Below are 21,879 nucleotides of genomic sequence, written 5' to 3'. Positions count from 1 at the left end.
TTCGGCCTCGGAGAGCCGAAGGCGCGTCGACTTCTCGGGAAACCGCCGCGCCGACAGACCACGGTGGCTCGGGCTGTGACGGATTTCGTGGGAAATCGACACAGTACCCGGGCGAGCGAACTCAGGCGGACTTCTCCCTGCGCTCGTGACGACTGCCCTGCCTGGCGACGATCGTGGGATTGACGTTCTCGTCGACCGTCTTCTCGGTGATGACCACCTTGGCGACGTCGGAACGGCTGGGAATGTCGTACATCACCGGCAGCAGCACCTCCTCCAGGATCGCCCGCAGTCCACGGGCTCCGGTGCCGCGCACGATCGCCAGGTCCGCGATGGACTCCAGCGCGGCCTGGGTGAACTCCAGTTCCACACCGTCCAGGTCGAACAGGCGGGTGTACTGCTTGATGAGCGCGTTGCGCGGTTCGGTCAGGATCTTGACCAGCGCGTCCTTGTCCAGGTTCGTCACGCTGGCGACGGTGGGGAGCCTGCCGATGAACTCGGGAATGAGCCCGTACTTGATCAGGTCCTCCGGCAGCACCTCGGCGAAGTGGTCCGCCGAGTCGATCTCGGCCTTGGAGCGCAGATCAGCTCCGAAGCCCACGCTGTGCTTGCCGATCCGGTCCTCGACGATGTCCTCCAGACCGCCGAAGGCACCCGCGACGATGAACAGCACGTTCGTGGTGTCGATCTGGATGAACTCCTGGTGCGGGTGCTTGCGCCCACCCTGCGGCGGAACGCTGGCCGTGGTGCCCTCCAGGATCTTCAGCAGCGCCTGCTGCACGCCCTCACCGGAGACATCCCTGGTGATCGAGGGGTTCTCGCTCTTGCGGGCGATCTTGTCGACCTCGTCGATGTAGACGATGCCCTTCTCGGCCTGCTTGACATCGTAGTCGGCGGCCTGGATCAGCTTGAGCAGGATGTTCTCGACGTCCTCGCCCACGTAACCGGCCTCGGTCAGCGCGGTGGCGTCGGCGATGGCGAAGGGCACGTTGAGCATCTTGGCCAACGTCTGCGCCAGGTAGGTCTTGCCGCACCCCGTGGGGCCGAGCATGAGGATGTTGGACTTGGCCAGCTCGACCTTCTCGTCCCTGCCTTCGCGGCCTCCCTGCTGCTCACCGGCCTGGATGCGCTTGTAGTGGTTGTAAACGGCCACCGAGAGATTGCGCTTGGCGCTGGACTGCCCGATCACGTACTGGTCGAGGAAGTCGTGTATCTCACCCGGTTTGGGAAGCTCGTCGAGCTTCACCTCGCCGGACTCGGCGAGCTCCTCCTCGATGATCTCGTTGCAGAGGTCGATGCACTCGTCACAGATGTACACGCCGGGGCCGGCGATGAGTTTTTTCACCTGCTTCTGGCTCTTCCCGCAGAAGGAGCACTTCAGCAGGTCGCCGCCGTCACCGATACGTGCCATGCCGCTGACCTCGTCCCCTCCGACACGCAGCCGAGTGCGTGCCTAAGCCGTTTTCGCCGTCGGTTCTGCATTCGACGGTACCCGCCGTTCCGCCCCAACGGGGACGAGCACGGAGCCGAATCCGTTCACCGGGTTCCGGTCCGTCCCGTCCCTGGAGCGAAGTACCGCCTGATCGGCACCTTGCCTGGCCGCTGCCGAGTACGTCGAAAACATCGACCAGCTCGGCGTGTCGGCGGCTCGGCCGGAGCCCGGACCGGATCGGGGGCCCGCCGCGGGAAGAGCGAGCGGCCCTACGGCCACTCCACGTGCCCCGCACCGCGACGCGTCACCCGGCCACCGGAAGCCCCGGGCCGTCCGGCGCCTCACCACCGCCCCGAAGAACAGGATCCGCCGGTTCCTCAGGACTTCTTCTGCGAGAGCTTGCGGTACGGCATGACCTCGTCGATCAAGCCGTAGTCCTTGGCCTGCTCGGCGGTCAGGATCAGATCGCGCTCGACGTCCTTGTGGATCTGCTCCTGATCGCGCCCGGTGTGCTTGGACAGCGTCGCCTCCATCTGGTTGCGCATGCGCTGCACCTCGTTGGACTGGATCTCCAGGTCGGAGACCTGCCCGTAGATGCCCTCGGTGGCGGGCTGGTGGATCAGCGCACGGGAGTTCGGCAGCGCCATCCGCTTGCCGGGAGTACCGGCGGCGAGCAGCACGGCCGCGGCCGAGGCGGCCTGTCCGAGGCAGGCGGTGCGGATGTCGGGCCGCACGTACTGCATCGTGTCGTAGATGGCCATCAGCGCGGTGAACGATCCGCCCGGCGAGTTGATGTAGAGCTGGATCTCGCGGTCCGGATCATCGGACTCCAGGTACAGCAGCTGAGCCATGATGTCGTTGGCCGATACGTCGTCGACCTGCACCCCGAGGAACACGATCCGTTCCTCGAACAGCTTCTGGTACGGGTTCGACTCCTTGACGCCGTACGTGGTGCGTTCCACGAAGGACGGCACCATGTACCGGGACTGGGGGAGCTGGAATGAGCTCACTGGGGTGACTCCTCGTGACTGTGATGCCGGCAGGGCTCGGTGGTTCGTAGGATCAGCTGCTCGGCAGGTTTGCACGGTTGGCGATGTGGTCCACGAAGCCGTACTCGAGCGCCTCGTCCGCGGTGAACCAGCGGTCCCGGTCGGAATCTTCGGTGATCTTCTCGACCGTCTGACCGGTCTGCTCCGCGATCAGCTCGGCCATCTCCCGCTTCTGCCGGGAGAACACATCGGCCTGGATCGCGATGTCCGAGGCCGTTCCGCCCAGTCCCGCCGAGGGCTGATGCATCAGCACCCGGGCGTGCGGAAGAGCGAAACGCTTGCCCTTGGCGCCCGCCGAGAGCAGGAACTGCCCCATCGAGGCCGCGAAGCCCATCGCCACCGTGGCCACGTCGGGCTTGATGAGCTGCATCGTGTCGTAGATGGCCATCCCGGAGGGGACCGAGCCACCCGGCGAGTTGATGTAGAGGGCGATGTCGCGTTCCGGGTCCTCCGCCGCCAACAGCAGCATCTGCGAGCAGATCTGGTTGGCGATGGTGTCCTCCACCTGGGACCCGAGGACGATGATGCGTTCCCGCAGCAGCCGCTCGTAGACCGAGTCGTTGAGTGAAAGCCCGTTGCTACCGGTCCGCATCTGCGGTGACTGCGCGTCGAACGCCGGAACAGTCTGTTGCTGGGTCACGTCTCCCTGCCTTCTTCCACAATGGACCCGGTAAGCACGTCGTCGAACCGGGCCCGCCTGAAGTATTGCCCGTTACCGGGATGCCGGAGTCCGGGTGATCCGTTACAACCGACCCTAACGAACGTGGGCGGCACCAGCTTCCCGGTGCCGCCCACGTTCGCTGAGAGCTTGTTAAGTCTCCGCCCGGAACGGTTCGCCAAGTGGGTCGGGTACCGGCGAGGCGAACTCAGAACTCATCGCGGAGTGACGTGCTCACCCGCTCGGGGCGGCACGCGATCCACCACCTCGCCGCGTGGCATCGGGCACGTCAAGTGGCGCCCCAACGTTCCCCGCCTTCCCGCGCGCCGGAAAGACCCGACCGCCCGGGCCGAGCCGGAGCAGCACTCCGAAACGACCTGTTGAGTTGTGAATCCCCGACCGGGGCGGAACCGTCAACGGAGCCGACCGGCGCCCCGCCACGCGTCGTTCACTGCGCGGAGGAACGCTCCTGCTCCTCGTCGGCCACCGAGCCCTCGACCTGCTCCGGCTGCTCCTCCTGCTCCTGGCCCTCGTCCTGGGTACCCAGCAGCTTGTCCATGTCCAACGGCTCTCCCGCCGAGTCGGTGACGGAAGCCTGCCGGACAACGGAGAACAGCGCCTTGCTGCGCCGGATGTCGGAGTAGATACGCCCCAGCTGTCCGGACTGCTGGATCTGCTGGACGTACTGGTCCGGGCTGATGCCGGACTGCTGCGCCTGGTAGATGATGCGCTCGGTGAGCTCGTTGTCCGAGACCGAGAGCTCCTCGCGGTCGGCGATGGTGTCCAACACCAACTGGGTCTTGACCGCCTGCTCGGCCTCCTGGCGCGTCTCGGCGTCGAAGTCCTCGCGGGTCTTGCCCTGCTCACGCAGCGACTCGGCGAAACGCTCCTCGTCGTGGTCGTAGGGGTGAACCGCGTCGTGCTCGCGGATCTCGACCTCGGACTGGACGACGCTCTCCGGCAGCGGGACCTCGACCTTCTCCAGCAGTGCCTCCAGGACCTTGTCCCTGGCCTGCATGCCCTGCTGCATCCGCTTGACCCGGCCGAGGCGCTCACGCAGATCGGCGGTCAGCTCGTCGATGGTGTCGAACTCGCTGGCCATCTGGGCGAACTCGTCGTCGGCCTCCGGGAGCTGGCGCTCCTTGACCGAGTTCAGCGTGACCTCGACCTCCGCCTCGCGGTTGGCGTACTCACCCGCCACCAGGGTGGTGGTGAAACGCTTGGTCTCGCCCTCGCTCGCGCCGATCAACGCCTCGTCGATGCCCTCGACGAGCTCACCCGAACCGATCTCGTAGGACAGGCCGCTGGTCTGAGCGTCCTCGACCTGCTCACCGTCGACGGTGGCGGAGAGGTCGATGCTGACGTAGTCACCGTTGGCCGCGGGCCGATCCACTCCGGTCAGCGTCCCGAAACGGGCGCGCAGCTCGTCCAGCTGTTCCTGGACGTCCTGCTCGGTGACCTCCTGGTCGTCCACGCTGACCTGGATGTCGTCGTAGGCGGGAACGGTCAGTTCCGGCCGTACGTCGACCTCGGCGGAGAACTCGATCTGCTCGCCGTCGGCGATGTTGGTGACCTCGATCTCCGGACGCCCCAGGGTCTGGACCTCGTTGCTGGTGACGGCCTCCGTGTACTTGGAGGGAACGGCCTCGTTGACGACCTCGTCGAGCACGGGTCCACGGCCGATCCGGCTCTCCAGCACCTTGGCCGGAACCTTGCCGGGACGGAAGCCGGGGATCCGGACCTGCTTGGCCAGTTCCTTGTACGCGCGGTCGAAGTTCGGCTTGAGCTCGTCGAACGGCACCTCGACGTTGAGCCGTACGCGCGTCGGGCTCAGGTGCTCGACGGTGCTCTTCACGTGGTCTCCTCGTGCGAACGTGCTTGAAAGACTCCCGGACCTCCCAGCGACTTCCCACGGCTGTCACCACGGGAAACGCCTTCCGTGCCGGGCTGACCTCCGATTCTATGGCCTGAGTTCACGGAAGGCCGTTCCGGGTACCGACCCGCCCGAGCGGGCGAATTCCGACACCCTCGTGCTTCAGTGGAAACGTGCAGGATCCACAGGAGGGAGCCGGTGCGGTACCGGACACGTGCACCGCCTGGTCCGAGACCCTTTCGGAATCGATGGCGGGCACGGCGGCCGTAGCCGCGAGCTGGTTGTGCCTGGAGCAGCCGGGCCCCTGGGGAAGGGACGCACTGCTGGAGAGCCACCTGGATCCCGGCATCGGAGCCCGGCTGGCCGAACGCGCCGCGACCAGCGGGGTACGCGTCCAACTCATCCGCAGACCGGGCAGACACCCCGACACCGGCGCGGACGTCCCGCGCACGGTCTACCTCGCCCACACCCGGCCGGGAGCGAGCTGGCTGCGCCGCGCGGAACTGACCGATCCGGCACGACTGCTCGACCTCGACTTCGAAGCATTCGCCCGAGGCGAACACGGCGGGTGGGGACTCCCCGCCACCGAGCCGGTGCTGCTGGTGTGCACGAACGGGCGACGCGACCAGTGCTGCGCGCTGCGCGGCATCTCCCTGCTCCGAGAAGTCGGCCGGCGCCACGAAGGAAAACTGTGGGAAACCACACACACCGGCGGACACAGGTTCGCGCCGACGGCCGTGACGCTCCCCTCCGGGTACAACTACGGCCGCCTCACGCCGCACGGGGTGGACGCGGTGCTGTCCGCCGCGACGGCGGGCAAGATGACCACGGCGCACTGCCGGGGGCGCTCAGCCTTCTCGCAGCCCGCGCAGGCCGCCGAGCTGGTACTGCGCGAGAACCTCGGCGAGCACGCCGGGGAGGCGCTGAACGTCGTCTCGGAGACGGACGGAGAGGTGGTGCTGCGGCACCGCGACGGTCGACGCTGGAACATCCTGGTACGCGGGAGCACATCCCCGCCACCCCGCCCGAACAGCTGCGGCAAGGCCGCCGTCGAGGCGAACACCTGGACGGTGGAACGGATCCGACGGGCGCCGGACCCCGAGTGACGAGTCCCTGCCGACTTCTGCCCCGGCACGCCCGGAACGAAACGGGCCGGGCGCCCCACGGGACACCCGGCCGAGACGTCGGGGTGGCGGGATTTGAACCCACGGCCCCTCGCACCCAAAGCGAGTGCGCTACCAAGCTGCGCCACACCCCGTGACCCCCGAGAGAGATTCCGCCGCAGGGGTCTTCGCATGCACTCTATCGCTGTTGGCTAGAATACGGCACGCACGGTCACCGAGATCGGTGGGACCCCGGGGATCATCCATCGGGATCGACTGTTGTAGCATAGGTGGCGCACTGCGGGTGTAGCTCAATGGTTAGAGCCCCAGCCTTCCAAGCTGGTTATGCGGGTTCGATTCCCGTCACCCGCTCTGTCGGCCGAGTCGGTGGTCATCCGTATCGCGGGTGACCACCGATTTTCGTGTCCGACGCAGACAGCCCCGCCCCCGCTCGCCTTCTGGCACGGCCTGCGGCTCCTCGTACGGCCCGCGAGCTCCACGGGGCGCCGACTCACCGCACGAGCGTGCCGCGAGCAGCGGATCGACGAAACCGGTTGGCCCTCCTCGCGCGGCACCCGCATCCTGAACGTTCGTCCCCGCGCCCCGGCCGAGACCGTTGCCGCCGGGGACGCTTCGCGGTTCACTCGAGACCTTACGGAGGCGATGCGCCGTTGCGACGGCTCGAATACAAGTGGCTCGTCGGGATAACCTTCGTGCTGGCACTGGTCATGCAGATCCTGGACATGACCATCCTGAACGTCGCGCTGGCGACGCTGGGAAAGCAGTTCGGCGTGGGCGCAGGCACGCTGCAGTGGGTCCTGACGGCGTACATGATCAGCCTGGCCGTGTTCATACCCTCCTCGGGCTGGTTCTCCGACCGATTCGGCAGCAAACGAACCTTCCAGTTCGCCGTACTGATGTTCACCGGAGCCTCCGTGATCTGCGGTGCGGCTCCGGGGATCAAGACGCTGATAGCGGCGAGATTCCTGCAGGGGATCGGCGGGGGCATGCTGGTCCCGGTCGGCCAGGCGATGCTGTTCCGGGCGTTCCCCGCGCAGGAACGCGCCAAGGCCTCCGCGATCCTGGCCATACCGATCACCGCCGCACCGGCGCTGGGCCCGTTGCTCGGTGGGACCTTGATCGAGGTGGCCAACTGGCGGTGGATCTTCTTCATCAACGTACCGGTGGGGGCCCTGGCCCTGCTCTGCTCGATCCTGTTCCTCGTCGAGGAACGGGGGCAACGTCCCGGGCGTTTCGACCTCCCCGGATTCGTGCTCGCCGGAGGTGGGTTGGCCGTGCTGCTGCTCGGCCTCGACCGTGCCGCCCAGGACGGTTGGTCCGCTCTCCCCGTGTGGGGCTGCCTGCTGCTGGCCGCGGTGCTGATCGGCGGGCTCGTCTGGCGGGAGCTCCGCGCGGCCGAGCCGATGCTGGACCTGCGGCTGCTCGGCAACCGGATCTTCGGAGCCGGTAACGTACTGCTGCTGTGTCAGACGGGTGCGATGTTCGGGGTGCTGTTCCTCATCCCGCTGTACTTACAGAACCTGCGCGGCACCTCCGCGTTACAGGCGGGAGCGATCCTGATGCCCCAGGCGCTTTCCATGCTGCTGGTCACCCAGGTGATCAGCCGGATCTACGGCCGGGTCGGGCCGCGTCGACTGATAGCGGGAGGATTCGCGATGCTGCTCGTCAGCGCGGGCACGCTGCAGTTGCTGAGCCTGTCGATCTCGCTCTGGGCCCTGGTGGGATCACTGGTGCTGCTCGGCGCGTCGATGGGTATGCTGATGACTCCCCTGCAGACGGCGGCGTTCGCCCAGATGAGCGGGGCTTCCATGGGGCAGGCGACCTCGCTGTTCAACGTGAGTCGCCAGGTGGCCACGGCGCTGGCCACGGCCGTGGTCGCCAGCGCGCTGGTCATGTTCACCCAGGCGGCCACGAGCGGACTGGAGGCCGCGAGCCCCGAAGCGATGGCACAGGCCCGGATGAGCGGGTTCCACGGCGCCTTCCTGGTACCGGTGGTCTTCGGGGTGCTCGGGCTGCTGCTGACGTTCCGGGTCCGCGACTCGGACGCGGTGGCCACGCTCGACCGGCGAGCGGAGGCGCAGCGGGAGAGCTCCTCGATCAACTGACACGGCCCCTACCCGTCCGCACCCAGGGAGGCAGACTTGCCCCCAGAGAACCGAACGCCGTCAGAGCCGCCCCGCACCGTCGCGGACGGTGCGCCGTCCTGGAGTGACCCACATGCCACACGCAGACCAGGTCCGCAAACACGCACGCTGGCGCCAGGGATGGTCCTCCGGCCGTAGCAGCCTGGCCTGGTTGCTACCGCTCGGTGATCAGCCGGAGCTGCGCAGGCTGGCCAACCAGTACCAGTATTCGCTACGTGACCTGCCCGGTTTCGACCCCGTCCCGCTGGAGTGGATGCACATCCTGCTGCAGGAGAACGGATTCCACGACGAGGCTCCGCAGGGACGGGTGGAAGCACTGCTGGAGGCCGCCCGACGGCACCTGTCCTCCTTCGCACCGCTGTCGTTGACGTTCCACGGGGGACTGGTGCTACCCGAAGCACTGGCACTGCCCGCCGAACCGCAGGCCACGCTGACGGACCTGCGGGCACGACTGCGCGAAGCCGCCGGAGCGGTGGTGGGAGCGGAACTGCCCGGCGACCCCGAGGAGATCGACCAGCACGTGAGCCTGGCCTTCTCCACAGCCGACGGCCCCGCCGTCTTCGCGAAGGCGACACTGGAGGCGACCAGCGCGGAACCGGCGACGGTGCGGATGCCGAGCATCTCGCTGGTACGACTGAACCGGGATCACGCCTGCGACGAGTGGGAGGTCCTGGGCGAGGTCGAGCTCTCGGGCTGACGGGTGCGGCCGTGCGGTCCGAACCGCACGGCCGCGTCGGCGGGTCGGCCGGAACCCGTGGAAGGGGGCTTCTCCCTCAGTAAGGGCACCGCTGGGGCCGCTCGGCCCGTGCCTGTCGGGGGACGCCGATCCGACGCCCCCGGAGGTGGGGCTCGGGAACCGACGCGGCGAACGAGTCGAGTGTCGGACGGCTCACTCCCGCTGGCACCGGGGGCACCAGTAGAGCTTGCGGCCGAGCAGCTCGGCGGTGGCGACCGGTGTGGAACAAACCAGGCACGCGGCACCGGCACGCCGGTAGACGTAGACCTCACCGCCGTGGCGGTCGTTTCTGGGCTCCCGTCCGGTCACCTCGGGGGAGTGCTCCTCGCGCACGGTGTCGATGCGTCCGGTACGGACCCCCTCCGACATCAGTGCGACCAGATCGTCCCAGATCGCGTCCCAGTGCCGCCGGGGTAACGAGTGCCCCGGTAGGCGGGGCGGAACTCCCCACCGGAACAGCACTTCCGCCCGGTAGGCGTTGCCGACGCCGGAAAGCACGGACTGGTCCATCAACAGCGCCGCGACGGCGGAGCGCGAGCGAGTCACCCGCTGCCACGCGGCCTCCGGATCGGCGTCGGAGCGCAGCGGGTCGGGGCCCAACCGGGCGCGCAGCCGCGCCAGCTCCTCCTCGGTCAGCAGCTCACAGGCGGCGGGACCACGCAGGTCGGTCCCGTGCGTGGGTCCCACCAGGCGCATGCGGACCTTGCCACGTGGTTGCCCGAGCGGCACGGGCGCTTCGGTGAACTTGCCGTACAGCCCCAGGTGGACGTGCACCACGCGGTCGGTGCCGTAGCGGTGCCACAGGTGCTTGCCGTGGGCCTGGGCGTCACGAAACACGGCGCCGTCGAGTTCCACGGCGGCGGTGAACCGTCCTTGCGGGCTCCCCACCCGGACCGGCTCACCCGCGAAACGACGCCGATGCAGCTCGGCGAGCCGATGCACGATGTGTCCTTCCGGCACCGAACCTCCCCTCACAACCACCGGACCGGCCCCGGCGGCACGAACGCTTCCCGTTCGACCGCCGACACCGAGCACCCACCCCCACGATCGGCGGTCGCTGGAACCGGGGCGGGCGACGCGGTCACCGCTCGGGCAGTGCCGGGGGCTCTCCGGTCCGCTCGTAGTCGGCCAGCATGTCGATCCGGCGCTGGTGCCTGCCTCCCTCGAACTCGGTGGTCAGGAAGGTGTCGACGATTCCGTCGATCTCGTCGAGGCTGTGCATCCGGGCGCCGATCCCCGCGAGCAGAGCGTTGTTGTGCTGCCGGGAGAGCTTCGCAGTGTCCTGGTTCCAGACCAGAGCCGCCCGCGCCCCGGGAACCTTGTTGGCCGCGATCTGCTCCCCGTTGCCGGAACCCCCGAGAACCAGGCCCAGACTGCCCGCGTCGGCCACCACACGGCGGGCGGCCTCCACGCAGAACGGGGGGTAGTCGTCCTCGGCGTCGTAGACGGCGGGGCCCACGTCGACCACCTCGTAACCGAGACGGCCGAGGCGTTCGACCAGATGTGTTTTCACTTCGAGACCGGCGTGATCGGAACCAAGATAGACGCGCACACGTGTAGTCTGCCAAATCGCTTCGCGTACATTGCTCACCCGGTCAAGGGATGGACATGCCACACGAACAAGTGATGTCACCGGCCGCGCAATCCGATCACGCGGTGAGGTTCGAATGGGGGCTGGAGGGCCTTCGCTCTCTCGGGGAGCAGTGCGCCGTGCTGGTGGTGGTGGACGTGCTCTCCTTCGCCACGGCAGTGGACGTGACGACGGCCGCGGGCGCCCACGTGCTTCCGCTCCCCTACCGGGACGACCGGGCCGGTGATGCCGCGTCGGCGGCCGGTGCGGTGCTCGCGGGTGACCGGGGCAGCGGAGGGTATTCGTTGAGTCCGGCTTCGTTGGCGAACGCGCCCACCGGCACGCTCATCGGTCTTCCCTCCCCCAACGGGGCGACGCTGTGCTCGGAGGCGGCCGGATTGGGCGCGGTGGTGTTCACCGGCTGCCTGCGCAATGCCGCCGCGGTCGCGGCGGCAGCGGGTTCGGCGGCCCACAACGGCCCGGTCGGCGTGATCGCGGCTGGTGAGCGTCGCGCCGACGGGTCGCTACGCCTCGCGGCGGAGGACCTGATCGGGGCCGGAGCGATAATCTCGGCGCTGCCCGTGCCGGTTTCCGCTCGTTCGGTCGAGGCGGGGATGGCCGCGCGCGCCTACGAGGCGTCCGACGACTTCGCGCGCGAGGTACGGGAGTGCGTATCCGGCCGCGAACTCACCGACCAGGGGTACCAGAGGGATGTCGAGCTGGCGCTCGCGTGGAACGCCAGTTCGACGGCCCCCCGGCTGCACGCGGGAGTGTTCAGCCATCGCTGACCGTTCCGGCCGACCGGATCGGAACGGGTGCCCGGCAGGAACTCACGAGCGAGGTCACGCGTAGGGACGCGAACGTCGGGACGTTCGCGTCACGGAAACCGCGATCAGTCGAAGCGAGGGGCCTCCGTACGGGTCCGCTTGAGCTCGAAGAAGTACGGATAACCCGCCAGCGTGCGCGCGGCGTCGAACAACTCGCCCGCCTGCTCCCCACGCGGGATGCGGGTCGTGATCGGGCCGAAGAACGCCACACCGTCGACGTGGATGGTCGGCGTCCCCACCTCGTCCCCCACCGGGTCCATACCCGCGTGGTGACTGGCACGCAGCCGCTCGTCGTACTCGTCGCTGTTCGCCGCCTTGGCGAGCGAATCGGGCAGCCCGACCTCCTCCAGGGACTCCGCGATCACCCGATCGAAGTCCTTGTCCCCGTTGTCGTGGAACCGGGTCCCCATCGCGGTGTAGAGCGGTGACAGCACCTCGTCGCCGTGCTGCTCGGCCGCCGCTATCGCGACACGCACCGGCTTCCAGGCCCGCTGCATCATCTCGTCGTACTGCTCGCCGAGTTCGCGCCCGGAGTTGAGCACGGCCAGGCTCATGACGCGAAACCGCAGGTCGATGTCGCGAACCTGCTCGACCTCGAGCATCCAACGGGACGAGACCCAGGCGAAGGGGCAGATGGGGTCGAAGTAGAAGTAGACTTCCGGCTTCCTCTGCTGGCTGTCGGTGCTCATCAACACGCCTTCCGTCGTCACGTGTGGTCACGGTTCCGATGGGTCAACCACCCGAGGAGGGCGCTGTGTTCCCGGCAGCCGTCGATTTCCCGGTCCGGGAGCGTGAACCGGACGCCCTCCGGCGGAGGGATTCACTCACCCGATCGGTCAGCTGCGCGCGGCTCGGGACACCGCGACCGGCGGTTCCGAACACAGCTCCCGACGCCGTACCCCTGGGGCGCAACGTCCCCATCCACCGGCGGGGGACGTACGTGCCCACGCGCGGAGCAGTACCGCAGCGTGATTTCATTCCGGCATGATTGATTCCGGGCGCCGCACGGGCACGACCCGGTCCCTACCCGACGACGATCAACGAGGTGATCCGTGGCTCCGCCGAACCTGACCCGCCAGCAGGCAGAGCAGCGCGCCGAACTGCTGCGCGTTCACTCCTACGCGGTCGAGCTCGACCTCTCCGACGGCGCGAACGGGGAGGACGTGGAGGTCTTCGGCTCGAAGACCACAGTACGGTTCGGCGCCGCTCCGGGCACCTCCACGTGGATCGACCTGATGGCCACGCGGGTGCACCACGCCACACTCAACGGCGTCGAGCTGGACCTGTCCGACTACGACGAGGAGAAAGGGCTCGCGCTCCCCGACCTGGCCGAGCAGAACGAACTGGTGGTCCGCGCCGACTGCGCCTACACCAACACCGGTGAGGGACTGCACCGCTTCGTCGACCCGGTGGACGGCGGGGTCTACCTCTACAGCCAGTTCGAAACGGCCGACGCCAAGCGCATGTTCGCCTGCTTCGACCAGCCCGACCTCAAAGCGAGCTTCCAGTTGACGGTGACCGCCCCGAAGAGCTGGCGGGTCGTCTCGAACTCGCCCGGTGAGGTCACCGCCTCCAGCGAAACCCTCGACACGCACACCTTCGAGGCGACTCCCCCCATCTCCACCTACCTGGTGGCACTGGTCGCCGGACCCTACGCGGAGTGGCGTGACGTCTACAGCGGCCCGGAGGGCGACATCCCGCTGGGGCTCTACTGCCGGGCCTCACTGGCCGAGTACCTGGATCCCGAACGCCTGTTCACCGAGACCAAGCAGGGATTCGAGTTCTACCAACGGGCGTTCGACGTCGCGTACCCCTTCGCCAAGTACGACCAGTGCTTCGTACCCGAGTTCAACGCGGGCGCCATGGAGAACGCCGGGTGCGTGACGTTCCTCGAGGACTACGTGTTCCGGTCCAGGGTGACCAGTTACTTCTACGAGCGTCGCGCCGAGACGGTGCTGCACGAGATGGCGCACATGTGGTTCGGCGACCTGGTCACCATGCGCTGGTGGGACGACCTCTGGCTCAACGAGTCCTTCGCGACCTGGGCGAGCGTGCTCGCGCAGGCCTCGGCCACCGAGTACACGCACGCCTGGACCACCTTCGCCAACGTGGAGAAGTCCTGGGCGTACCGGCAGGACCAGCTGCCCTCCACTCACCCGGTGGCGGCGGACATCGAGGACCTGCAAGCCGTCGAGGTCAACTTCGACGGGATCACCTACGCCAAGGGCGCCTCGGTGCTCAAGCAGTTGGTCTCCTACGTCGGCCTGGAGAACTTCCTGAGCGGACTCAAGATCTACTTCGACAGGCACGCCTGGGGCAACGCACGGCTCTCCGATCTGCTCACGGCGCTGGAGGAGGCCTCCGGGCGAGATCTGTCCTGGTGGAGCGCACAGTGGTTGGAGACCACCGGGCTGAACACGGTGCGTCCGGAGTTCGAGACCGACGAGCAGGGGCGGTTCACCGGGTTCACCGTGGTGCAGGGACCGGCCAGTCCCGGCGAGGGTGAGTACCGCACGCACCGCATAGCGGTGGGGATCTACGACGACGACCCCGGGACGGGCAAACTCGTCCGGATCCACCGGACGGAGCTCGACATCTCCGGTGAGCGCACCGAGGCCCCCGAGCTGGTAGGGGTGCGGCGCGGCAAGCTCGTACTCGTCAACGACGACGACCTGAGCTACTGCGCGATGCGGCTGGACTCCGAGTCACTGGCCACCCTGGTGGAGCGGATGGCCGACATCGACCAGTCGCTGCCGCGCGCGCTGTGCTGGTCCACCGCCTGGGAGATGACCAGGGACGCGGAGATGCGGGCGCGCGACTTCGTGAGCCTCGTGCTCGGCCAGGACAGCGACGGTGGCATCGGGGGCGAACCCGAGATCGGCGTGGTGCAGCGGGTACTGCTGCAGGCACGCACGGCGCTGGGATCCTATGCCGATCCGGACTGGCAGCCGCAAGGGTGGCAGCGCTACACCGACCGGCTGGTGGAACTGGCGCGCGCCGCCCGGCCGGGTTCGGATCACCAACTCGTCTTCGTCACCGCGCTGACGGCCGCGAAGCTCGACGCGGACAAGCTCGCGCTGCTGCGCGGCTGGCTCGACGGTTCGGAGGTACTGGAAGGGCTGGTGGTCGACACCGATCTGCGCTGGCAGCTACTGCAGGCCCTGATCGCCCACGGCGCGGCCGAGGAAAGCGAGATCGACGCCGAGCTGGCCGCCGACTCCACCGCCACCGGTAGGCGGCGAGCGGAGCGTGCTCGGGCGCTGATTCCCACCGCCGAGGCCAAGGAACGGGCCTGGCAGCGGGCGGTGCACGACGACGAACTGCCGAACGCCATCAACGAGGCGATCATCTCCGGCTTCCAGCATCCAGCGCAGCACCAACTGCTCACCCCTTATGTCCGGCGTTATTTCGACGAGATCGACGGGGTGTGGCAGCGGCGCTCCAGTGAGCGGTCCCAACCGACGGTGATCGGGCTGTTCCCCTCATGGTCGGTGGACCGGGAAACAGTCCGGACTGCCGATTCGTGGCTGGAGGAGGAACACCCTCCGGCGCTGCGCAGACTGGTCTCCGAGGGACGAGCCGGGGTGGTGCGCGCCCTGGCCGCCCGCGAGTTCGACCGCTCCTGACAGCGGTTCCGATTCCCTGCGGGTGGGGCCCGCCCGGCGGGCTCCACCCTCCTGTTCCCTCCCGGCGGGAGTCGTTACCGGGTGAACAGCACATCCGTCGGCCCCATCCTCCGGCGGGATCTCGACGGTTCGAGTGACCGGTGCTCGTGCACATACCCCGAGCCGGGGAGATCCCGCCCGTGCGAGTGACTCGCGGAGCATTGCCCCTCACCCTGTCGGACACCGCGCGTAGTCTTGTGATCGCGCACCGTCCAGCGAGTCGTGGAGCGGCCGATGCCCGAGCTGATTACCGCCATCGCCACACTGCTGTGGCCGTTGATCACCCTGCTGGTGCTGCTGCTGTTCCGACAGGCGATCGGCCGGGTGCTGCGCACCGCGGAGAAGCGGGAGCTGGAGTTCGAGGTGGGCGGCCAGCGCCTCACCTTCCACGAGCTCAACGACCAGCAGAACGAGATGATCCAGGATCTGCAGCGTCAGCTGAGCGTGCTGAATCAGCGGCTCGACGAGCGCGAGGCGGGTTCCACCCCCACGGACGTTCCCGAACGGGAGGTGGAAACCCCGGACACGTTCGAACCACCGTCGGGCCGTGAGCTGGAAGGGGACCCCGATTCCGAGGCACTCCCGCCGGTGCAGGCACCGGTGGGGCCGGAACCGTTCGCGGTGCTGTGGGTGACCGACCGGGCTCAGAGCCACGCACTGCTCGTGGAGCAGCTCCGGAACAACGGGGTGCGAGTGACGATAACCGCCACGACCTGGGACGCGGTGGCCGAGGTTTCCAAGCGACCGTATCGCCTGGTGGTCTCGGACATGGCCCGCAAGGAGGACGGACGTTGGACGACGGACGCCGGTCTGGCGCTGTTGCGCGAGTTGCGTGATCTCGGTGTGGAGATCCCGGTGATCATCTTCGGGACGCAGCACGGCCAATTGCAGCACGCCAACCAGGCTCGGCAGCTCGGGGCCGTGGCCACGACTTCCTCCGCTTACGAGATGTTCCGGCACTTCCAGAACTTCGGGCTGCTGTGAGGGGAGGTCGGGAGCCCTGGCTCCGGTGGGGTCCTCGAGGGGCGAGCTCGTGGGAGTGTCGCGGACACCGCCGCCGGGCGTGAGGCCCGCCCGAAGCGAACCCCACGTCCGGGGCGGCGAGAAAGCTCCGTCAGTGGTGCTCGGCGGCCGCCTCGAAGTCCGTTCCCGCCTCCTCGGAGAGCATGCGCAACGCGTTGATGAGCCCCTCGATCAGGTCACCTTCCTTGAAGGAGGCGACCATGCCCATGACAGCCAGGTTGCACGTACGATCCGGTATCCGCCGGTGCGCCTGCTCGCCCGTGACGACCTCCAGGCAGCGCTGGGCGGGCGACACGGCGATGAGCACACCGCGCGGGGCCCGCTCTCCCAGTCCGGCGTGGATCTGCTCGGCACGTTCACGGGTTCGCTCCCCGAGGTCGCCGAGATAGATCGCGAACTCCAACCCGGTCGTGCGGGTGGACAGGGTCAGCGCCTCGTCCAGCCGGGCCAACTGGCCGGGCGAGAAGGGCAGCTTGGGGCGCTCCGGTTCGATGCGCCGCGCGATCGACAGCCGCCCTCCGGCCGTCAACGCGTGGCCGGCTTCGAGTTCGGCCGGGTTCACGTCCGCCGCTGTTCGAGCCATCTCACCAGTTGCCACGAGCGCCTCCCCTCGCGGTGCCGGTCTCCGACTCGGAGCCCGCGTGTTCGGTCGACGGACTGCTGGGACTCACTCCCACCGGGTTGGCGACCCACAACACCGGCGGGAAGTTCCACTCCCCGTTCGGTTGGTAGCGAGCGCGGAACAGCCTCGGCCACAGCACCATCAACATGACGAGGCCGTAGACAGCAGCCGGTATCACGGCCAAGACGAGTACGGTCTGCACGACAGTCACACCAGCACGGTATCCGATTCGCCCCGGCGACGGTCCACTACCTGTACCCACAGCACGACCTCCCGGAAAACGCGTCTTCCTCCCAGCACACCGCCCGCTTTTTCCCGTAGCGTGTTCGCTCGGACACGAAATTCGCACCGAAAACGAACACCGCACCGTGATCCGAATCACCAGCGGTGCTGCTTTCGACGCATTCGGAACCGCCATTCGGAGCCGAACCGGACGGCCGCTCGGAGGGGGCGAGTTGGCGGCTTGTACCGGACAGTTTCCGATTCTAAATTTCACCTGTATGGATCTTGCGTATTTGATCGCATCCATGCGAAGAGCGGCTCCGAGCACGTGAGGCAACAATGATGACCACCGAAACCGGGAACATCAACACGAATTTGATCTTTTCGAGTGACGCATTTGCCCCGAATAAACACGCTGCGTACTCGAACCGAACTGAACGAAACGGAGGGGGCCACGGAAAAGCCACGGACGACGATCAGCTCCGCACCGGCGTCCGGATCAGCGGCGAGAAAGGTGTGCGGATCAGCGGGTGCACTGGTGTGCGGATCAGCTCGCGGAGCGGGGTGCGCATCAGCGGGCGGGCACGCGGAGTACGCATCAGCCGTGCCCTCGCCTCCCACCGCGCCGACACCCCGGCGAGGGACGAGGAACGGAGCGACGTCCCTCCGCTACCGCGAGAACCGCGCTACGAAGCTTCCGGCGCCAGTGCGCGCGCACCCCACCGGCGATGAACGAGAATCACCACTCAGTGTGATGAGACTTCACCGAGATAAGGCAACCACAACGGGTCCGGGTCGGTGGCGCCCGCCAGCAGTCGCCAGTGTCTGCCGCGCGGCGCCCTGGGCGTCTCGGGAAGGCGCCACCCCAACTCCCGAAGCGTCCGATCGGCCTTCCTGTGATTGCACCTGGTGCAGCAGGCCACACAGTTCTCCCAGCTGTGCGAACCACCTCTGCTCCGGGGAACCACGTGATCGATGGTCTCGGCGCGCACCCCGCAGTAAACGCAGCGGTGGTTGTCACGCAGCATCAACGCCGAGCGGGAAAGCGGAACCCGCCCCCGGTACGGCACGTGAACGAACCTGCTCAACCTGATGACCGAGGGAATCTCGATGCTGTGGGTCGCCGAATGCAACGTCGAGCCGGCGGAATCACCGTGCACCACTTCGGCCTTGCCGCAGACGATCAACACGATCGCCCTGCGCACCGGCAAAGCTGTCAACGGTTCGAACGTCGTGTTCAACAGCAGTACCCGTCGCTTCGGCCAAGCGCCCACGCCCTCCGGCCGGTCGGCGGAAGCCGACTGGCGATGGCCCCGCTTGCGTCCGGCCGGACGCGCGGGGGCGCGGGGCGGCGTCGTCCTGGGTGCGCCGCACGGGATCGGTTTTCGGTCGGGCACTCGACCACCTCCACCGTGTACGTGCAACAGTCGAACACAGAACCCGCCCGGAACGCACGTGTGATCCGCGCCGCACCGGTGATCGAACACCGAAAAATCGGCCAAGACAAGACCACGATAAGGGCAACAACCGGTTAACGGCGGCAGTCGCCGGAGTACCGGCCATTCGGTTCTCCTCGATTCCCCGATCAACGCCGATGAACATCATGTGAACGAACGAACGACTCGTCGCCACGTATCGTGCGAGGAGTGAACGAGGTTCAACCATTGCCCGAGTCATATCCGAACGCGCATCGCGCGGACACCGTCGAAACGCTGCACGGACACGAGGTGCACGATCCCTACCGGTGGTTGGAGGATCCCTCCGACCCGGCCTGCGCGGCGTGGTCACGCGAACAGGACCACCTCGCCGAGTCGTGGCTGCGCGGCCTGCCCCGGCGCGAGGAGATCGCCGACCGGTTGGACGCCCTGCTGCGAACCGGCTCGGTGTCGGCGCCGGTGTGGCGCGGCGGTCGTTCGTTCTTCACCAGAAGGGAGAGCGACCAGGAGTTCCCGGTGCTCTTCGTCCGGGAGCCCACGGGAGTCGTGCGACGGCTGCTCGACGTGACCGAACTCGACCCTTCCGGACTGACGACGCTGGACCGTTGGAGCCCCAGTCTGGAGGGGGACCGCCTCGCCTACCAGATATCCAGCGGCGGGGACGAGGAGTCGCTGCTGCACGTGCTCGACGTGAGCACCGGTGAGCTGCTGGAGGGCCCGATCGACCGGTGCCGTTACTCCTCCGTGGCCTGGCTTCCCGGCGGGGAGGAGTTCTACTACGTCCGCAGGATCTCCCCGGAGCGGGTTCCCGAGGACGAACGCCAGTTCCACCGCCGGGTATGGCGGCACCGCGTGGACAGCGACCCGGACGAGGACGTGCTGATCCACGGCGAGCGGCTGCACCACACCTACTTCTACTCCGTGAGTCTGTCCCCGGACAGCAGGTGGCTGCTGGTGCACGGCAGCCCGGGAACGGCACGCCGCGACTCGCTGTGGATCGCGGACCTGGAGCGCGAGGAGGACGTCCCCGAACTGCGCCGGGTGCTGGACGACGAGCAGGGAGCGCAGGCCACCGCCCGGGTGGAACCGGACGGTCGAATGTACGTCCGCACCACACTGGGGGCGCCGCGGGGCAGGCTGTGCGTGGCCGACCCGGCCCGCCCGGAGCCCGCCGACTGGACGGAGCTGGTCCCGGAGGACGCCGACTCGGTACTGGAGTCCGCCCGGTGGGTCGACGAGCCGGGCGCGGGGCCACGGCTGGCCGTGCTGCACACCGCTCACGCGGTCTCCGAGCTGTCGTTGCACGACGCGGACACCGGCCGTTGCATCGGCGAAGTACCACTGCCGGGAACCGGGCAGGTCACGGCGCTGAACACGGTGGACGAGCTGACCGAGGGCCCGCGCGACCGGCTCTGGCTCGGCTGGACGGACTTCGCCACCCCGCCGTGCGTGTACTCGTACTCGGTGGGCACCGGCGAACTCGAACTGGTCGAGCACGCTCCCGGACGGGAAGCGGTGCCGGAGATAACCAGCACCCAGGTGAGCTATGAGTCCGCCGACGGAACGACGGTGCGGATGTTCCTGCTCGCCCCCTCCACCCCGCCACGACGGCCACTGCCCACGCTGCTCACCGGATACGGCGGCTTCGCGCTCTCCAGGGAACCCGCCTACACCCCCAGCGCGCTGGCATGGGTCTCGGCCGGTGGGGTGTGGGCACTGCCCTCGCTCCGCGGTGGTGCCGAGGAGGGGGAGCAGTGGCACCGGGCCGGCATGCGGGAGAACAAGCAACGTGTCTTCGACGACTTCCACGCTGCGGCCGAATACCTCGTCGATCGGGGCTGGACCACCCCGGAACAACTCGCCATCAGCGGCGGCTCCAACGGCGGGTTGCTCGTCGGCGCGGCGCTGACACAGCGACCGGAACTGTACCGGGCCGTGGTGTGCTCCGCTCCGCTGCTGGACATGGTCCGATACGAGAAGTTCCTGCTCGGAAGGCTGTGGAGCGAGGAGTACGGCAGCGCCGACTGCCCCGAGGAACTCGAATGGCTGCTGTCCTACTCCCCCTACCACCACGTCGGTGAGGGAACCGAATACCCGGCCGTGCTGTTCTCGGTGTTCGAGTCCGACAGCAGGGTGGACCCGATGCACGCCCGCAAGATGTGCGCGGCCCTGCAGTACGCGACCAGCGCACCCCCGGACAAGAGCCCGGTGCTGCTCCGACGCGAAACCGAGGTGGGGCATTCCGCACGTTCGGTCTCCCGTACCGTGGGGATGGCGACCGACCACCTCGCGTTTCTCGCGGAGGCCACCGGACTGCTCCGGAAGTAGCAGGGCAGCGACGGGCGCTTTCCCACGCGCCCGCGCTCGCGTCGTGGACGGCGGGGCGTTCACGAAGCTCGCTCGACGGCATCGGGCGTACCGGCCTGCCAGTCGGGTCGCCGAAACGCACGTGTGGGAAAGCACTCCCGTGCGCGAACCGTGAAGAACCTCCCGACATCCGCGTGGAGCCCCGAAACCATGACGACCACGTTGCCCCTGGCGCAGTCCCAGTGCTCGGACGGGTCCAGCCGGTGGTGCGAGACCCTGCTCGACTGGACCAACAACGCGTGGCTGGCCAACTACTCGGAGATGCTGATCGTCACGCCGCTGAGGGTCCTGCTGATCGTCGTGCTGGCGTTCGTGGTGCGCCACGTGCTGCACCGGATCATCACCAGGCTCAGCCGCACCAACGGCGAGGCACCGAAGCTGCTGCAACCACTGCGGGAGCGACGGGGCGAATCGGTCTCGGGCGAGACCTTGGCCGAACAGCGGAGCCAACGCGCGCGGACGCTGGGCTCGGTGCTGAAGTCGGTGATCAGTTTCGTGATCTTCGTGTTCGCCGGTTTCTACGTCCTGCAGCAGTTCGGCGTGGACCTGGCACCGCTGATCGCCTCGGCCGGAATCGTGGGTGTCGCGCTGGGCTTCGGTGCGCAGAACCTGGTGCGGGACTTCCTGTCCGGCATGTTCATGATGATCGAGGACCAGTACGGGGTCGGCGACTGGGTGGACCTCGGCGAGGCCAGCGGTACCGTGGAGACGGTGGGACTGCGGGTGACCACGCTGCGGGACATCAACGGCACCGTCTGGTACGTGCGCAACGGCGAGATCATGCGGGTCGGCAACTCCAGCCAGGGATACGCGGTCGCCGTGGTGGACCTGCCCGTGGCCCACAGCAGTGACGTGGGCCGCGCCCAGGAGGTGGCGCAGTCGGTCGCGGCGACGGCGGCGCAGCGGGAACCCCTCTCCAAGGACGTGTTGGAGAAGCCGGAGATGCTCGGCATCAACCAGATCACCTCGGATACGATCACGTTGCGGTTGACCGCCAAGGTGCGTCCGGGACAGCAGTGGGCCGTGCAGCGCCTGCTCCGCGCCGAGATCAAACGGGCCTACGACGACGCGGACATCAAGCCGCCCTACCCGGCCGGCCGGATGATGCCGGAACCGGGCGAACAGCAGTGACGT

At 67.9% G+C, this 21,879-nt stretch carries 18 protein-coding genes and 2 tRNA genes; 9 read left to right on the top strand and 11 right to left on the bottom strand.

The window, feature by feature from the left end; genetic code table 11:
• Positions 1-121 precede the first annotated feature (121 nt).
• The 4 genes from clpX to tig all read right to left on the bottom strand — a co-directional run bounded on the left by clpX (position 122) and on the right by tig (position 4,991).
• Positions 122-1,408, bottom strand: a complete 1,287-nt coding sequence (gene clpX / locus BLQ75_RS10820) for an ATP-dependent Clp protease ATP-binding subunit ClpX (RefSeq protein WP_092601262.1) — start codon at positions 1,406-1,408, stop codon at positions 122-124.
• Positions 1,409-1,806: 398 nt separating this feature from the next.
• A complete protein-coding gene (locus BLQ75_RS10815; protein ID WP_092601260.1) occupies positions 1,807-2,439 on the bottom strand; it encodes an ATP-dependent Clp protease proteolytic subunit in 633 nt (210 codons plus the stop codon).
• 52 nt (positions 2,440-2,491) lie between these two features.
• The gene (locus tag BLQ75_RS10810) at positions 2,492-3,118 is read right to left on the bottom strand and encodes an ATP-dependent Clp protease proteolytic subunit (protein WP_084134289.1); all 627 of its coding nucleotides are present in this window, start codon (positions 3,116-3,118) and stop codon (positions 2,492-2,494) included.
• A 466-nt stretch (positions 3,119-3,584) separates the two neighbouring features.
• Positions 3,585-4,991, bottom strand: coding sequence for a trigger factor (tig, locus tag BLQ75_RS10805; protein WP_092601258.1), 1,407 nt, complete (start codon positions 4,989-4,991; stop codon positions 3,585-3,587).
• Between the two features lie 191 nt (positions 4,992-5,182).
• On the opposite strand from tig, the gene BLQ75_RS10800 reads away from it, so the two are divergent.
• Positions 5,183-6,115: a sucrase ferredoxin gene (locus tag BLQ75_RS10800; protein ID WP_092601256.1), complete on the top strand. Its 933-nt coding sequence runs from the start codon at positions 5,183-5,185 to the stop codon at positions 6,113-6,115.
• A gap of 78 nt (positions 6,116-6,193) precedes the next feature.
• Here BLQ75_RS10800 and BLQ75_RS10795 read toward each other — a convergent pair.
• Positions 6,194-6,267, bottom strand: a tRNA-Pro gene (locus tag BLQ75_RS10795).
• A gap of 145 nt (positions 6,268-6,412) precedes the next feature.
• On the opposite strand from BLQ75_RS10795, the gene BLQ75_RS10790 reads away from it, so the two are divergent.
• The 3 genes from BLQ75_RS10790 to BLQ75_RS10780 all read left to right on the top strand — a co-directional run bounded on the left by BLQ75_RS10790 (position 6,413) and on the right by BLQ75_RS10780 (position 8,974).
• Positions 6,413-6,484: transfer RNA gene (locus tag BLQ75_RS10790), tRNA-Gly, on the top strand.
• A gap of 299 nt (positions 6,485-6,783) precedes the next feature.
• Positions 6,784-8,238 carry an MDR family MFS transporter gene (locus BLQ75_RS10785; RefSeq protein ID WP_092601254.1) on the top strand — a complete coding sequence of 485 codons (1,455 nt, stop codon included), beginning with the start codon at positions 6,784-6,786 and terminating at the stop codon, positions 8,236-8,238.
• A 112-nt stretch (positions 8,239-8,350) separates the two neighbouring features.
• Positions 8,351-8,974, top strand: a complete 624-nt coding sequence (locus tag BLQ75_RS10780; RefSeq protein ID WP_092601252.1) for a 2'-5' RNA ligase family protein — start codon at positions 8,351-8,353, stop codon at positions 8,972-8,974.
• A gap of 192 nt (positions 8,975-9,166) precedes the next feature.
• Here the strand turns inward: BLQ75_RS10780 and BLQ75_RS10775 are convergent, their stop codons facing one another.
• Positions 9,167-9,973 carry an Fpg/Nei family DNA glycosylase gene (locus BLQ75_RS10775; RefSeq protein WP_092601250.1) on the bottom strand — a complete coding sequence of 269 codons (807 nt, stop codon included), beginning with the start codon at positions 9,971-9,973 and terminating at the stop codon, positions 9,167-9,169.
• Between the two features lie 121 nt (positions 9,974-10,094).
• Entirely contained in the window at positions 10,095-10,565 is a 471-nt protein-coding gene (locus BLQ75_RS10770) for a ribose-5-phosphate isomerase (protein ID WP_092601248.1), read from the bottom strand.
• A 56-nt stretch (positions 10,566-10,621) separates the two neighbouring features.
• Here BLQ75_RS10770 and BLQ75_RS10765 point away from each other — a divergent pair, with 56 nt between their 5' ends.
• Positions 10,622-11,371: a 2-phosphosulfolactate phosphatase gene (locus BLQ75_RS10765; RefSeq protein WP_092601555.1), complete on the top strand. Its 750-nt coding sequence runs from the start codon at positions 10,622-10,624 to the stop codon at positions 11,369-11,371.
• A 104-nt stretch (positions 11,372-11,475) separates the two neighbouring features.
• Here the strand turns inward: BLQ75_RS10765 and BLQ75_RS10760 are convergent, their stop codons facing one another.
• Positions 11,476-12,099 carry a mycothiol-dependent nitroreductase Rv2466c family protein gene (locus tag BLQ75_RS10760; protein ID WP_092601246.1) on the bottom strand — a complete coding sequence of 208 codons (624 nt, stop codon included), beginning with the start codon at positions 12,097-12,099 and terminating at the stop codon, positions 11,476-11,478.
• Between the two features lie 363 nt (positions 12,100-12,462).
• On the opposite strand from BLQ75_RS10760, the gene pepN reads away from it, so the two are divergent.
• Positions 12,463-15,036, top strand: coding sequence for an aminopeptidase N (gene pepN, locus BLQ75_RS10755; protein WP_092601244.1), 2,574 nt, complete (start codon positions 12,463-12,465; stop codon positions 15,034-15,036).
• A 273-nt stretch (positions 15,037-15,309) separates the two neighbouring features.
• Positions 15,310-16,059 carry a response regulator gene (locus BLQ75_RS10750; protein ID WP_092601242.1) on the top strand — a complete coding sequence of 250 codons (750 nt, stop codon included), beginning with the start codon at positions 15,310-15,312 and terminating at the stop codon, positions 16,057-16,059.
• Positions 16,060-16,189: 130 nt separating this feature from the next.
• Here BLQ75_RS10750 and BLQ75_RS10745 read toward each other — a convergent pair whose 3' ends face one another.
• The 3 genes from BLQ75_RS10745 to BLQ75_RS10730 form a co-directional block, all read right to left on the bottom strand.
• Entirely contained in the window at positions 16,190-16,696 is a 507-nt protein-coding gene (locus tag BLQ75_RS10745) for a DUF5130 family protein (protein WP_092601240.1), read from the bottom strand.
• Positions 16,683-16,931, bottom strand: a complete 249-nt coding sequence (ctaJ, locus tag BLQ75_RS10740) for an aa3-type cytochrome oxidase subunit CtaJ (protein ID WP_092601238.1) — start codon at positions 16,929-16,931, stop codon at positions 16,683-16,685. Before ctaJ ends, BLQ75_RS10745 begins: the two co-directional genes overlap by 14 nt.
• 757 nt (positions 16,932-17,688) lie before the next feature.
• Positions 17,689-18,339: an HNH endonuclease gene (locus BLQ75_RS10730; protein ID WP_425286447.1), complete on the bottom strand. Its 651-nt coding sequence runs from the start codon at positions 18,337-18,339 to the stop codon at positions 17,689-17,691.
• A 249-nt stretch (positions 18,340-18,588) separates the two neighbouring features.
• Between BLQ75_RS10730 and BLQ75_RS10725 the strand changes: the two genes are divergently transcribed.
• Both BLQ75_RS10725 and BLQ75_RS10720 read left to right on the top strand, forming a co-directional pair.
• A complete protein-coding gene (locus BLQ75_RS10725) occupies positions 18,589-20,706 on the top strand; it encodes a prolyl oligopeptidase family serine peptidase (protein ID WP_244515432.1) in 2,118 nt (705 codons plus the stop codon).
• Between the two features lie 189 nt (positions 20,707-20,895).
• Positions 20,896-21,876: a mechanosensitive ion channel family protein gene (locus tag BLQ75_RS10720; protein ID WP_092601232.1), complete on the top strand. Its 981-nt coding sequence runs from the start codon at positions 20,896-20,898 to the stop codon at positions 21,874-21,876.
• The last annotated feature ends 3 nt before the right edge of the window (positions 21,877-21,879 follow it).

Origin of the sequence: Actinopolyspora xinjiangensis, assembly GCF_900104475.1 — a bacterium.
Classification (GTDB): Bacteria; Actinomycetota; Actinomycetes; order Mycobacteriales; family Pseudonocardiaceae; genus Actinopolyspora; species Actinopolyspora xinjiangensis.
The sequence above is the reverse complement of the archived record's forward strand: the minus strand, read 5'-3'. Positions and strand labels throughout refer to the sequence as shown.